A 14,641-nucleotide genomic window follows, 5' to 3' on the forward strand; every position below is an offset into this window, starting at 1 on the left:
AACACAATCGTTGTCGTTGTCGTTGTCGTTGTCGTTGTCGTAATCGTAATCGAGCTTATGATACCCGTGATACCCGCGAGGATTCTCTCGCATCGCGTCGTTTCTCTCTGCACTGGAGCCCGGACGAGGTCCGATGTACGCTCCACGCTGTCGCCGTGTGGCGTCGAATGGACGCGTTGCACGGGCGCGGCAGTGACAACCTGGGACGGAGCCGGCAACATGGCAAGCAACCGGATCGTGTTGATCGAATTGGACGATCGACTGCGTGAAGCAGGGACTCGGGTGCCGCTCGGCGCCGAGTCGTTTCATCGTGAACGTGCGGCGCTGCTGGCCGAGGTCGAGGCTGCGCGGTCCTGGCGCGGAATCCTGGGTCTCGGCCAGAGTGCCGCGGGGCTGTTGCCGCGGGTCCATGAACTGACCGAACGCGGCCAGGCGCTGCGTTTGCTGTTCGACCGGATCGAGCGGATCGATGGGCGGCTCAAGGCCATCGCGCAGACCCTGGAGCGGATCACGGACGGGACACTGCAAGCCCCGGACTGCATTCCGGCGCTGGTCGAGCGGATCGGCGCCGTGCTGCGCCGCCTGGGTCGGCAGGCGCGGACCGACGATGACCTGATGGTGGATCAGCGCCGCTGCGAGGAGGCCGAGGCCGCCAGTGTCCGGCTGAACGAGGCCCTGGCCCTGTGGCTGACGGCGGAAGATGCCCTGGCGAAGGTTCGCGCCTCGACCCGCACCGCGGCCCTGGCCGCCGCCCTGCCGGAACTGGGTGAACGCCTCTGTCGTGAGGGACCGACCGCCTCCTGGCGCGCCGAGTTCAAAGGGCTGGTTGATCCCCTGGACCAGTTGGTGCGCCGCGAGCAACCCCGCGAGATCAAGGAGACCGAGAAAATCATCAAGGACCTGCCGCGCTGGGCACGGGTCCTGGGCGCGGACGCCGAGCCCTGTGCCGCCTTGTCGACACGCTTCATGGCCAAGCGCCGGGACTGGCCCGGCGAGGACGATCGCACCTTCCTGGATCTGTTCGATCAGGCCCGGACCCTGGAGCAGGCGCTGTTGGAGCAGGCCGCCGCCGTCCGCGGCGACGGGATCACGGACCTGGAGGGGCGCTATGCCCTGTTCACCGAACTGGTCGGTCCGGATGCGCGGATCGAGGAGCAACTGCGCGACCTGCGGCTGGAGGCGCCCGACAATCCCCGCGATTTCGAGGACTGGTGCGAGCAGTTGCGCGAGACCAATGCCGCCTTCCATGCGCGCGTCAAGCGTTCCGAGACGGATCTGTTGGATCGCTTCAACCAGTATCTGACCGACTGTCGGCAGCGTCTCGACGCCTTGCGCCTGATCCCCCGATTGGATGAAAAGGACAATCAGCTCGAGGGCTTGCAGGAGACGTTTCAATCCTTGAGTCGCGCCGGCCAAGGGGTGGATGCGTTGGTGCTGCTCGCCGATGTGCAGCGGATGCGCGTCTTGCGCAGCACGCTCGATGACCTGGAACGGGCGATCCGCGACGATCACGCCGCGCTGGAAGCGGTCCGGGCGGCCCTGCAGCGGCGCCTTGCATGGCTCATCGCGGCTGCCGCGCGACTCGGGATCGTGCTGCCCGCACTGATGCCGGCCCCGCTGGAATTCGAGCTGGAGGCCGGCCAGCCGGCCGATCCAGTTAGCTGCCGGACCAGCCTGGAACAGGAGCGGTTGCAACTGGACGACCAGGCCGGACGGCTCGGCGAGGCCGAGGCCCGGTTCGCCGATGTCTGTGCCGAGGAAATTGGTGCGGACACGCGGCGCGTCCGTCAGGCGCTGGCCGTGCTGAACCCGGACCGGGTCCGTGCCGACGGTCTGGACTTCGCGCCTTTGCCCCCGGTGATCCCCGCTGACTTGGACGCGTGCGCAGAACATCTCGAACGCGTTCGCACGCAGCGTGCGCGGGTCGAGGTCCTGCTGGCCGCCGAAGCGCAGGAACGTCAGGCCGCTGCCGCGGCCTTGCAGCAAGCCCTGGCCGCTATCCCGGCGGAGCGCCTCGGTCATAATGATCGCGGCGAGCGTGAACTGATGCTGCGCCAATTGGAGCGGCAGGACCCGTTGCGCCTGAGCGATCCAGTGGAGCGGATCGCGGCGCTGGCCGAGTTGAGCGAGCACACCGAGCATCTCCTCAAGCGCTTTGCGACCGCCACCCGGCGGCTGGCGGAGCGCCGCGAGCGGCTGGCGGAGCGACTGCGCCGGTTCAACGGGCTGTCACTCCAGGGTTACTGTCCGGACCTCTATCTGCGGGTCGAGGCCTTGGTGCATCCGCCCCTGGGGACGCGCTGGCCGGGAAACGCCCAGGAGTGGCAGCTCCGGGAGGCTGAAGGTCTGCTCGGGCTGCTGGAGCATCAGGCCCAGCGGCTGGCGGCCCGTGAGATCGCGGGTCACCTGCGGCTCCTGCAGCAGGATGTCCGGCGTACCCGGGACGGGCTGGTGCAGGCGGTGGTCGACGAAGTCGCGGCGCTGCCCCCGGAGCAGCCGCCGTCGGCGCGGCTGCGCCGACGGCTCGCGGAACTGGCGCAGCCGCACCTGCGATGAGCGATCAGGACCCGCTCTCCAGTTGGCCCGCCCTGGCCGGCCTGCCGCGGACCTTGCCCACCGCGCTGCGCTGCGAACTGGGTGTGCTCGGCAAGGCGCCGGGCGACGCCGCGGATTTTCATTGGATCGCCGCCGGCGCCGGGTTCTCCGGCCCGACCTCGGACCTGGCCCGGCATCTGGGGCTGGGGAGCGAGGACGTGATGCGCGCGACCCTGCTCTGGCGCAGCGATGCCAACCTGTATCAGGCGGTGCACTGTTATCCGGGGCGCGCCCCGGATACGCAGGGGCGGCCCTTTCTGGAAAAGCAGGTGCTGGAATGGCAGCGCCCCGATGACTTGCCGGCGGTGCTGGGTGCCCTGATCCTGCTCCCGCTGGCGGCCACCGTCGACGACTCGGTGTGGCAGGGTCGGGAGCGTGACCCGTTCGCGGAGCACCTCTTCGTCACCCTGGGCGTCGATCAGGTGCCGCGGCCGACCGTTGATCCGGTGCTGTTGCTGCGAACCATCCGGGCCGGCACGGCGGAACTGCGCCGCCGCTTTCGCGAGGCCGATCTCGGGGTCCTGTATGCCCGTCTGCTGGCCGGTCAGCGTGGATGCTTTCCGCCGCAGCCGCTCGAACCACTCGGCCCCGCCGCGCTGGCCGCGCTGCTGCTGCCGTTGCCGCGCGTGATCGCGGACCGCGCCTCACTGATCGCCTGGCTGCCGTCGACCAGTCCCGCGCCGGAGACGCTGCGCCAACACTGGGATCTGATCCTCGGCAGTGACGGCAGCCTGCCGCCGCCCGCCGCGGTCGATCCGGTGACCGGTGCCGCGCCGGATGCCGGGATCCTGGCCCAGGGTAGCGCCATGGCCGCGGCGATCTTTCGCGACGACCCGCGTGACTTGGCCCGGACGACCGTGCCGCGGTCGTCCGGCGCGTCCGGCGGGTCGGCGCCGGAGCCGACCCGGCTGACGCTTTGGGGTCCGTCGGGCTCCGGCAAGACCGTGTTCCTGGGCCAACTGTACTGGCAGTTGAGCGGCGCCGACGGGGGCGACTGGGATATCTATCCGGGCGACAGCGGGCTGGACTTCTTTGAGATGATGCGCGACACCCTCTATTCGAGAAACGCCTTTCCGCCCGGCACGGCCTTGGGCACCTCACTGAATCTGGTCTGCCGTTTGCGCCATCGGCACACGGGTGAACAGGTGACGCTGGCGCTCGAGGACCGCGCCGGTGCCGACTATGAGGCGCTGCATTCGGAGGTGTTGGAGCGGCTGCTGCAAGCCGACGGGATCATCCTCCTGCTCGACCCGAACCGGCGCGACGATCGGGTCTTCAACGAGGTCTCACATACCTTCGAGCGAACCCTGCTGGCCGCCGGGCAGGGTTCGGCGTCCGGTGGTCCGGCCGGCCAAGACCCGCGGCCGGTGGCCGTCTGCGTGACCAAGGCCGACGAGTTGATCGCGACCCCGGAGGATTATCGGATGGCGTTGCGCGAGCCGGCCGAGTTTGCCGCGGCGCATCTCGATGCCCGTCTGCTGAATTATCTGGAGAGCCGCTTTGCCCGCTTTGCCCTGTTCCCGGTCTCCGCGGCCGGGGTGCGGATGCAGCACGGGGCCATCGAGCCCGTGTTCTTCTATGACGAGGCGCTGCGGCCGCGCATCAACAGCGGCCCGCCGTTCAATCTGATGGCCCCGATCGACTGGCTGATCCGGGAGCTGCGGTCATGAGCGATCCGCTCCGGTGGCCGGCGCTGTCGGGCGCCACGGCCCTGCTGGGCGAGGTCCTGCGCTGCGAGATCGGCATCTGGGGCAAGGTGCATCGGCAGGCCTCCGATTACCGTTGGATCGCGCGCAGCAGCGGCTTCGCCGGTCAAGCGCCGGACCTGCATCGACGGCTGCGCATCGGCAGCGAAGACCGCGCGGTCCGGGCCACCGCCTGGCGTGCGCCCTGGGAACCGACGGGTCAGGACTACTTCGCGATCGGCACCTACGCCAGTCGTGCCCTGGATGCCGCGCAGCGTGCCGGCGTGCTGGAGAAGCAGGTGCTGCACTGGCACCGACCGTCCGCGGAGGTTCCGGCGGCACTCGCCGCCGTGCTGCTGCTGCCGGCCGTGGCCCATGCCGATGACCGGCTCTGGTGGGATCGGGTGGGTGAGGGCGACTGGCAGCGGTCTGACTACGCCTTGCCGCTGGGTGGGGACGTCTGCCCGCAGTTGCGGATCGCGCGTGCTGACGTGGAGGCGGCGGTCGCGGCCGGCATCGACGCTTTGTTGGAGACGCTGGACCAGCCGTCACTGGCCGCACTCTATGCCGGTCTCCTGGCCGGGGTGCGCCCGGTGATGCTGCGCGGGCAGGCCTCGCCGCTGCCGCCGGCCGCGCTGGCGGCACTGCTGCTGCCGCTGACCGCGGAACAGGCCGGGCGGCTGTCGCTGAGCGCCTGGGTGCCCGGCGTGCTGATCGATCCGCCGGATTTGGCGCACAACTGGGATCTGGTCGTCACCGGGCAATCCGGTGCCGTGCCGGAGGTTGCATCGGAGTTCCTGGAGCGGGGTGCCGTGCTGGCGCAGGCACTGGTGAACCGTGACCCTGGATGCCTGGATGCCGGACCGCCAAGTCGGATGCACGCCGGATCCGCCCCGGCGTTCGAACCGCCCGATCCGTTCGATCCGGGGTCGCGCCACCCGGCCCAGCCGCGGCGTCCGCGCGGCACGCCGATCGACTCGGCGGACCGCGGTGGATATCCGCGGCGAATGCAGCTTGCCCGCACAGCGTCCGTCGAGTCGCCGGGGCTGCGCTATCTTTATCACTTTGCGGATCACATCGCCCTGCGCCGTTTGGATTTGTCGCTCCTGGCGGCTGACCTGATCGAAGCCGGGGGACAGCTCCTGCCGGTGCCTGGTGAGGACCCGGCCGGGCATCCGTTGATCGGCTGGATCAAGACCCTGCGGGAGACACTGCCCGCGGGCGTCGATGCGCTTGAATGGGAGATCAAGATCGACCAATTGCGCGCCGCCGCCTTGTTCCTGCTGCCGCACCCGCACACGCTCGCACTGGTGGGCCTGCCGGATAACCCGCGGGTGCCGGCGTTGCTCTGCGCGTTGGCCGCCGATCCTGCCGCTGCCGAGGCCCTGGCCGCCCATGGCGAGTCGGCGCTGCGGCGGATGATCGAACACAGCCTGGCCTGTCCCGACGCGTCGCTGGTTGCGGATATCCGCGCCTGGGTGACGGACTGGCTTGCCGGACCCGGCAAGACGCCGCTTGGGCACGGCTTGCGGGAACTGCTGTTACACGAATAGCCTGGTAGGTTGGGGTGACGAAGGAACCCCAACGGCCAACGCCTGGGATCGTTGGGGTTCCTTCGTCACCCCAACCTACGGCATTGCGATGGCACAGCAATTCCAAATTTCGGCGACAGCGCGCGACTACCGCGTGGCCCACGTGCGGCTAACGGTCATGGAAGGTCGCCCTGCCACCCCTGAACATGAAAGTTGTGTCAGGCTAACGGGGCGCTCCCCCGTCTGGCGGTCGTTTTCGGTCATCATTGCGAAAAGTGGATAATTCCAATCGATCGATCGATCCGGCCGGAGCGACGATTGCCACCAGTGTCCGTGCCTCACCGCATCCTACGCGGCCCGTGCCAGCGCGGGGACCAGGTCGGCGATGGTTTCGGGCAGGGCATCGGTCCAGCGCAGCAGTTCCAGCCGGCCGTCGTGGTGTTCCACCAGGGCGGTACAGCTTTCCACCCAGTCGCCGCAGTTGCAGTAGCGCACCCCGCCCAGTTCGCGTACCTCGGCATGGTGGATGTGACCGCAGATCATGCCGTCCACTCCGCGGCGGCGCGCTTCCTGGGCCACCGCCTGCTCGTAGTCGCCGATGTAGTTCACGGCGTTCTTGACCTTGTGTTTGAGATATCCGGCCAGCGACCAGTAGCGCAGCCCGAAATGGCGCCGCACCCGGCTCACCAGCCCGTTCAGGGCCAGCAGGTTGTCGTAGGCGCGCGCGCCCAGCCGGGCCAGCCAGGGGCCGGCCTGCACCACGGTGTCGAAGCGGTCGCCGTGCAGCACCAGAAAGCGCTGGCCGTCTGCTGTTTCATGGATGACCTCGTCGCGGACCGCGACATTGCCGAAATCCACCCCCAGATGGGTGCGCAGCAGTTCGTCGTGGTTGCCGGGGCAGTAGGTGACCTGGGTGCCGTTGCGCGCCTTCTCCAGCACCTCGCGCACCACCGCGTTATGCGCCTCGGGCCAGTAGACTGAACTCTGCATCGCCCACAGATCGACGATATCCCCCACCAGATAGAGGTGCTTACACTGGGTGGACTGGAGAAAGTCCAGCAGATAGCCGGCCTGGCAGCCGCGAAAACCCAGGTGCACATCGGAGATGAAGATGCTGCGATACTTCAGGGGCTGCATACGCTTGACCTCAGACATCCTGCTCATTCCGTTTGTTTGTTTCATTTGCTCCCTATGCTCTCCAATCTTCGTTGCAGGAAGATGGAGAACCGGTGAAGGTATCGTGAAGAATCTTGTTTTTATTCAGCTTGATGACAACGCGGTGACGCCTTCATGGCAGCGCTGATACTGCATCATCGACACTACGGCGAGCGGGCCGCGCCAGCGCTGCCCGTGCTGCTCTGTCATGGCCTCTTCGGTTCCGCGGCCAACTGGCACGGCATCGCCCAACGCCTGGCGGGTGAACGGCTGGTGCTGGTGCCGGATATGCGCAATCACGGTGCATCCCCCTGGGACCCGCGCATGGATTACCCGGCCATGGCCCTGGACCTGGCCGCGTTGCTCGATCGGCTGGGGATTGCGCGAGCGCATCTGGTCGGACACAGCATGGGGGGCAAGGCCGCCATGTGGCTCGCCCTGTCGGCGCCGGAGCGGGTGGGTTCACTGGTGGTGGCCGACATTGCGCCGGTGACCTATCCGAGCCGCCACGGCGTCCTGGTGAGCGCCCTGGCGGCCCTGCCGCTGGGGGAGATCGCGCACCGGCGCGACGCCGATGCCCGTCTGGCGGAGACCATCCACTCCGCCGCGGTGCGCGGCTACCTGCTTCAGAACCTGGTCCATGATCGCGCCCATAACGATGGCGCGGGTGCCTGGCGCTGGCGTATCAATCTGGATGCGCTGGCCCGTTCACTCGATCAACTGCTGAGCTTTCCGGCCGCCGAGGGCCGCGGGTTTCCCGGCCCCGCGCTCTTCGTCTACGGCAGCCGCTCGGACTATGTGACGAAATACGGGTTGCCGCGCATCCGCGCACTCTTTCCCCTGGCGCGCCTGCGCACCATCGCCAACGCCGGGCACTGGGTCTATGCCGATCAGCCGGACGCTTTTGTCGCGGCGGTGACGGGGTTTCTCAAGGTGTAGGGGCGGGTTTTAAAGCCGTCCCCCACGTCCCGTTATCCCGTTCGACGGCTCTCGCATCAACCCACGAGCCGCTCACGATGCTGCAAATCCAGTGCCCGCTGGCGCACCCGCCGCTCGTAGCTCGCCTGGTTCTTGGTGCAGACCAGGGTGTAGGGGCGGCCGCGCTTGTCGGTGGTCAGGTCGAGATCCGCGTTGGCGCGCTGGATCTTGTCGGCGACATGTCCCCGGTCGGTCTCGGCCGCCTTGAACAGCCAGACCCGCTCGGTCGGGGCGGCGAGGAAGCGGCTCAAACCCTGGCAATGCTTGCAGGAACAGGGAATTGCGGCGTCCCGCGCCCAGTCCGGCGGCGGCGCGAGCGGCAGCGCGATGCGCGCATCCAGGTGCGCGAGCACGGCCCGACGCAGCGTCTGCACCGCCGCGGGCTCCGGGTCTGTCCCGCCATCCTTGAGCAGCAGCGCGGCCGGGAGCAGCAGCCCGTCCAGGTTGTAGACCGCCGGCAACGACAGGAAGCGCATCACCGCCTGCTCGGCAATGGCGGCGTCGATGCGCAGGAAGGCGGTGACGGCGTCGGCGACCTGGGCCGCGGTCAGGGGTTCCGGATGTTCCCAATTGGGCAGCGGCACGATCGCATGTCCGTCCGGGAGCCCGTCGAGCAGGGCGCGCGCCGCGGCCTGCAGGGCGGCGCGGCGGGCCGGATCGTCGCTCTGCGTACAGCGCAACAGCAGCCCGGCACAGGCGCCGGGCAGTCGGCCGACATTGGCGGTGATGACGGCGCGCAGCAATTCCGTCGCCCGCTGCGTCGGCAGGTGCCCGAGCACCAGGGCCAGGGCGGTATTGTCCGCGGCCCCATAGGCGCCGTCAGCGCTTTGCCGGGCGATGAAGTCGGCACAGCCGTCGAGGTCATCCAGACGCAGTTGAATCGCGAACAGGTCGCGCATCCGGCCGTCGTTACTCGCCTGACGGCGGGTCCAGAGGTCCGTCGGCCAACCGGTGCGAATCGCCGCGGCCAGGCTCCGCGCCTCGTGCCATAACGGGTCCCCGGACTTGGCCCCGGCCGCCTCCCAGCGGTGCACCAGGGCGAGCAGCGCGGGGACGCTGACGCCGAGTCCGCCCGCGGCGAGCGTCGCGGCCCGGCGGGTGCGCGGCCAGAGGATCAGCGCGGCACGCTGATAGGTCCGTTCGAAGGAGGCGCCGGCGTTGCCGGTGGCCTCGGAGAATTCGGGCTCGGCCTCATCCAGATCGGCCAAGGCGTCGGCGGGTGACAGCTCGTCCGCGCTGAACGGGAGCGGGTCCATCGTCGGGCGGCTGTCGTCAGGCAGACACCAGTCATGGATTTCCCAGTCGGTCTCGGTCACTTCACCGACCTCGAGATCCGGGCTGTCCCAACGCCCGCCGCCGGTGTACTCGGCCCAGCCGCTCTCGGTGACGGTGAGCAGCGCCAGATGCAGGTCGCAACCGGCCGTGTCGGCAGCGGGAATCAGGCATTGCGCGATGGCCGCGTCCTTGCCCTTGAGGGCGGCGAAGGCGATCTCCGCCTGCGTGTAGGCATGTTCCAGCGGATAGACGAGCTTGGCCGGGGTCTCGTCGGGCGCTGCCGTCGAGGTATTCCAGCCACCGAGCAGTTGAACGAGCCGCTGCTGCTCGGTGCCGTAATCCGGCGCCTGCGGCAAGGGTCCGGGGCCGACGCGCACCAGGTTGTAGATCAGCGCCAGACGATAGCCGGAGGCGATCGGCAGGACCTCGTGCAGACAGTCGGCATAGAAGGCGGCGAAGGCCGCCTCGGAGGGTTCGTCACGATGCAGGTCGACCCGCACCTCCTGGCCGCGATGGCGAATGATCAGTTCGCCGCCGCTGTAATCGCAGGGCAGCACGACGACCAGTGTGGCGAACATGCCGGGCGCCTTCTCGGTGTCGCGGTGGGGGACGAAGAAGCTGCCGGTGTCGTAGATCAGGAGTTTGTAGAGTTGTGCCTCGATGGCGCCCGCGACCGCCAGCCCGCGGCGGACCCGCTCCACCACCGCGGCCAAATCCGCCGACCAGCGCTGACCGGTGAGGGCGACCCGCGCGCCGTCCACCTGCCAGGTGCGGCGCACGGCCGTGTCGACCAGGGTCTCGGGCCCCCGCCCGTAGGGCGCCTGCTCGGCCACCCGCAGCAAGGCCTCGGCCTGCACCGGCAGCAGCGGCAGTGCGATTGAGCCGACCCCTGTCACCACCAGGCGCGGCGGGTGGATGTCGAATGAGCCGGCGACATGGAAACCGCCGGGGCGTTGGACCGCGGCGAGGATGTCGGCAAAGGACTGGGCGAGATCGGGCATGGGTGCTGGTCCTGGTGCGAGGTCAGCGTCGGGGGTGATCGGCGCATTATCTCACCTCGGCGGCGGCTCGGCAGGATAACGACAGGGTTTATCCTGTGCATGGAAGGGGGAATCGACCACCTCGAGACAGGAAGTCCTCGTGGGAGCGGCCTCCGGCCGCGATGCGGCGCCGGGGTGACTGCTGACGCCACGGCAACGCGCACGGCTCAGTCGCGGCCAGAGGCCGCTCCCACCGGCTCGCTACGCGACCTTTACGGTAAATCCGTGAAATAATTCGCGATTAGATCGCCCGCTGCAAGGCCCGTTCGGCGTTCGCCACCAGGTCGGTCGGCGGCAGCAGTTCACCGCTCGGGAAACGGATCAGCTCCAGGGTAATGCGGCGCTGCCCGTCGATCAGGATATCGTTGAAGGTCATGTCATCGGCGGACTTGCGCAGGTTCTTGGACACCTTGGTGTTCATCCGATCCAGGGTCATACCGACGCGCTCGAAGCGCAGGTACCCGTGCGGCTCTCGCACGATGTTGGCGACCAGGGCGAGTTGCTCGCCGAGCGTGCCGGCCAGGGCGCGCAGCCGCCCGAGTTCGGCCTCCACACTTTGGAGTCGACGCGCATCGGCCGGGTCATGGGGGCTGCGGATGATGCCCGCGCTCAGGCCGGCGGCGCCCCGCCCGGCCCGACCGGGGACCGGCGACCGACCCAGGCAGAGTTGCCGGTACTGGCGCTCCAATTGCTCGCGGCGCGCGCGCATGGCATCCAGGTGGGTCTTGGCGACCTCGATCAGATAATCGAAGGCGCGCGCCTGGACTTGCAGCAGGGTTTCGGCCTCGGACGTGGCCGGAAAGGCGACCCGATGATTATGGAAATTGACCATGGTCTGCGGCACGTCGCGCAGCACTCGCCCGCCGTCCAGGGCCATGCCGAAGACTCGCTTTTCGGTGCGTTCCACGCGCAGCGCGGCGAACAGCTCCGGCGGGGTGGTGCTCCTGTTTTCCTTGAGATAGCCGCGGACCTCGGGGCTGGAAGACAGGACTTCCAACAGGTGATTGGGCCCGACGAACATGGCACGCAGTCGCGGGTCGGCCGAGAAGCGGCGCCGATCGAAGGTGATGGCCGGCGGAAAAATGTCCGCGTTCGCGGCGATATACTCGAGCGCGCTTTCCACCGGCCGCGCCAGGATGCGTTGGTAGTGGGGAACCGCGCGCAGCCGCGGGTCCGTGCCGTCGATCACGCGATCCACCGCCGTGTTGATGGTGGCGGATCCGACCGCCCCGATCTGCCGCGACGGCGGTGCGAAGAGTGAATGCAGAAAATGCAACACGATCGAGTCCTCTGGTAGTGTCTTCAGTCGTTGTTCTAGATCAGCAGGGCCTTGGGCGGCCCGCGGGGACGGGAACAGTAGGAAGCACAATCGGTAATCGCTAATGAATCAGGGGTCTCAGGCCAGTGCGCTGGGCCGCGCATGCGCTGGAATAACCCCCCTAGCGTAGCTTTTAACAGATGGGGCCGCACCGATCAAGTCGGGAAATCAGCAATTCCAAATTTTGGCGGCACCGCGCGACCTCTGGTGGATGCGGCGCGCGCGACCGCCGTGCCGAGTCCCTGAGACCGAGCGGCGCGCCTTATCCACCCTACAACGGAGCCGGTTTCGTAGGGTGGATAAGCGCAGCGCATCCACCATCGGCCTCGCTGCCGACACGCTGTTGGCGGCGGCCACCTAAATTTGGAACTGCTGTCGGGAAATCTGAATCTGCGGTGGGCGGACGCGTTCGGCGCGCTTGAGACTGCTGCTTTGGGAGCCGTTGTGCGGCGCCGCGGGGTCGTTACGCGGGCCGTTCATGCAGCGACCAAGGACGCGCTTTGGATGCTGACCACGGACCGCTCATCCGCGCATCACGGCAGCGGCCGCAAGACCAGCAACCCCTGTGTGCCCTCGGTCGTGGGGCCGTGCCAGGGCCAGGCGTGGGAGCCGCCGTGCAGCCAGTCGTCGAGCTGGTCGGTGCGGTAGCGCGACAACCGATGACCGGACTGGCCAAGCGGCAGGGTCCCGCGGGTCTGCGGCCAGTTGCGCGGCACCTGGACTACGCGCATGGACGGTGCGATCAGGACGCTCCGCGGATCGGCGGGCGCGCTTTGCATCAGGTCCACCGTATCGGCCGCGCCGCCGACGCCGATGGGTCCGACATCGAACAGTTGACCGAGCAGCGGCTGCTGGTGGAAGGCATGGGGCAGGGTCAGGGTCCGCAGCCGGTCGAGGCGCTGGTCCCGCGTTCTGGGCAGGGCAGTTGCCAACTCGGCCGCGGCCGTCCGCAGGGCGCGCGCCCAGATGTGGGCCGGCGTCTCGACTTCCGGCGTGGTCACGTCGTCCCAGAAGCTGGACTCACCGGTATTCAGGGTTTCCTGTAATGCGCTATAGCTCGGGTTTGCCAGCGACATCAGGACGGCGAGATCCGCTTCACCCAACTCGTCGCCATAGAGCGCCCGCCAGAGCGCCGGTTCCAGCAGGGCATAGAAGGCCGCGGCGCGGCTCGCCCCATCCATGACGCCGTCCCAGCCGAGCAGGTCGCGCTCCGCGATCACCCAGGCCTCGGGGTCCGCGGCACGCAGCGCGGATTCATCGCGCCGCAGGGCCTGCTGGGTCAACAGGGCCTGGCGACTGCGGCGATCGGTCTGGATGGCGGCCATCGCCGCGGGGGTCAAGGGGCCGGATTCGTCGAGGCGCCGCGTGATGCGCTGAGCCCGGTAGGGCGCCATCCACGAATGACTGACATTGACCGGGTGGTCGACCGGGATCGTGCGGTTATTGGCCGTGACCAGCGCGGCCCCGGCCGGAGCGGTCTGCCCCGGGTTGCGCCAGGGCGCCACCGTGCCGTCCCACCCGTAATCCGCGATCCAGCCGGGGGCCGGGAAGAGTCCGGAGCCTTTACGGCGTTGCGGCAGGAGGCCGGTTACTTGCCAGGCGATGTCCCCATCGCGGTGGGCGAGCATCAGATTCTGCGCGACCGCATAAAACCCCAGGCCGGCGCGGCGGGCCTCGGCCAGGGTGCGCGCCCGGTTCAATCCGACGAGCGCGGCGAAGCTGCGGTCCGGCGGGTCGGTGATCTGACTCAGCGCGATCAGATAGGGGCCGGCGACGGACGGCTGCAATGGGCTCCGTGCCCCGTCCGCGGCGTCCGGGACAGGCGCGAGCAAGTCGTTCAGGATGACCCCATGACGGGTGCTGCGCACCACCAAGTCTACCGGCGGCGCATCCTTGACGCCGATCCGTTGGACCCGGGTGGTGATGGCCTCGGGCGCACGTCCGGCCCGTTCCACCTCAGTGCCGTCCGCGGTGGGCCGTTCGAGGAACAGGTCCTGGGTGTCGGCGATGGCGCTGGTGAGTCCCCAGGCCAGATCGGCGTTGTGGCCGATCAACACCAACGGCACCCCGGGCAGCGCCAGACCGGCGACATGCAGATCGGGGCCATACAGCTCCATTTCGTACCAGGTCCCGGGCACCGATGGGGGTAGGTGGGGGTCGTTGGCAAGCAGGGCAGCACCATCGGCGGTGCGCGGTCCGGTGACCACCCAGGCGTTACTGGCCGCACTGGCGGTCGGCAGGCCGAAACGCGCCGGCAGGTCCAGGAGGCCGGCCAGCGCGGTCGCCGTCGCGGCGGTGGCACTGCCCAGGTCGCCGGGCCGCTCCAGCAGTTCAGGCGGCACCGGCGGGGCGGGCACTCCTTCATCTGTGGGAAAGAGTTCGCGCGCGCGGGCCGCTCCGAGACGTGCCGCCATCCGCAGAAAAGTCAGTTCCTCCTTGAGGTTGAACGATTGAGTCCAGGCCATATAGGCGCCGACCAGCAGACTGTCCTCCGGCCGCCAGGGGGCCGGTTCGAAGCCGGTGATCAGATATTCGACCGGCAGCCGTTCCAGCGCCTGGGCACGGTAGGCGTTGACCCCGGCCGCATAGGCCGCGAGCATGGCGCGCTCGGGCGCATCCAATTCGGCATAAGCACGGCGGGCGGCGGCATTGAGACCCAAGGTGCGGAAGAGCCGATCGGCGTCCAGTGCCCCGGACCCGAAGACCTCCGCCAGGCGCCCGTCGGCGAGCCGGCGCATCAGGTCCATCTGCCACATCCGCTCACTGGCCACCACGAACCCTTGGCCGAACAGCAGGTCGGGCAGTGAGTCCGCCTGGATGGTCGGCACCGCGTGCGGTCCCCAGCGCACGCGCACCGGCGCGGTCAGGCCGGCGACCCTGACCTCACCGGCATAGGCCGGCTCCGCGCGTTTGGTGATCCACAGGAGGAACCCGGCGACACCCAGCCCCAGGGTCAGCAGGATCGCCAGGAGGACGGTCAGGATACGGCGGAGCATGCGAGCACTCCATAGACTGTGCAGGGGAGGGCAGGGAAACACGCACGGGCGGACTTGTCCAGCCCGG

At 68.6% G+C, this 14,641-nt stretch carries 8 protein-coding genes; 4 read left to right on the forward strand and 4 right to left on the reverse strand.

The window, feature by feature from the left end:
• Positions 1-219: 219 nt before the first annotated feature.
• The 3 genes from A39O_RS0100510 to A39O_RS0100520 are packed head-to-tail and all read left to right on the forward strand — an operon-like array spanning position 220 to position 5,833.
• Positions 220-2,556, forward strand: coding sequence for a hypothetical protein (locus A39O_RS0100510; protein WP_026199055.1), 2,337 nt, complete (start codon positions 220-222; stop codon positions 2,554-2,556).
• Positions 2,553-4,265: a TRAFAC clade GTPase domain-containing protein gene (locus tag A39O_RS0100515; RefSeq protein WP_020502754.1), complete on the forward strand. Its 1,713-nt coding sequence runs from the start codon at positions 2,553-2,555 to the stop codon at positions 4,263-4,265. Before A39O_RS0100510 ends, A39O_RS0100515 begins: the two co-directional genes overlap by 4 nt.
• Complete coding sequence (locus tag A39O_RS0100520) at positions 4,262-5,833, forward strand: hypothetical protein (protein WP_020502755.1); 1,572 nt, start codon at positions 4,262-4,264, stop codon at positions 5,831-5,833. The genes A39O_RS0100515 and A39O_RS0100520 overlap by 4 nt, the downstream gene beginning before the upstream one ends.
• Before the next feature lie 327 nt (positions 5,834-6,160).
• Here the strand turns inward: A39O_RS0100520 and A39O_RS0100525 are convergent, their stop codons facing one another.
• Positions 6,161-6,967 carry a UDP-2,3-diacylglucosamine diphosphatase gene (locus A39O_RS0100525; protein WP_026199056.1) on the reverse strand — a complete coding sequence of 269 codons (807 nt, stop codon included), beginning with the start codon at positions 6,965-6,967 and terminating at the stop codon, positions 6,161-6,163.
• Between the two features lie 135 nt (positions 6,968-7,102).
• Here A39O_RS0100525 and A39O_RS0100530 point away from each other — a divergent pair, with 135 nt between their 5' ends.
• Positions 7,103-7,906: an alpha/beta fold hydrolase gene (locus tag A39O_RS0100530; protein WP_020502757.1), complete on the forward strand. Its 804-nt coding sequence runs from the start codon at positions 7,103-7,105 to the stop codon at positions 7,904-7,906.
• Between the two features lie 56 nt (positions 7,907-7,962).
• On the opposite strand, the gene A39O_RS0100535 is transcribed toward A39O_RS0100530, so the two are convergent.
• From A39O_RS0100535 to A39O_RS0100545, 3 genes are all read right to left on the reverse strand, one after another.
• Positions 7,963-10,221, reverse strand: coding sequence for a 2OG-Fe(II) oxygenase (locus A39O_RS0100535; protein ID WP_020502758.1), 2,259 nt, complete (start codon positions 10,219-10,221; stop codon positions 7,963-7,965).
• Positions 10,222-10,501: 280 nt separating this feature from the next.
• The gene (locus tag A39O_RS0100540; RefSeq protein ID WP_020502759.1) at positions 10,502-11,539 is read right to left on the reverse strand and encodes a hypothetical protein; all 1,038 of its coding nucleotides are present in this window, start codon (positions 11,537-11,539) and stop codon (positions 10,502-10,504) included.
• A 572-nt stretch (positions 11,540-12,111) separates the two neighbouring features.
• Entirely contained in the window at positions 12,112-14,574 is a 2,463-nt protein-coding gene (locus A39O_RS0100545; RefSeq protein WP_020502760.1) for a penicillin acylase family protein, read from the reverse strand.
• Positions 14,575-14,641 lie beyond the last annotated feature (67 nt).

The sequence above is a fragment of the Lamprocystis purpurea DSM 4197 genome, assembly GCF_000379525.1.
In the GTDB taxonomy this organism is placed as follows: Bacteria; Pseudomonadota; Gammaproteobacteria; order Chromatiales; family Chromatiaceae; genus Thiodictyon; species Thiodictyon purpureum.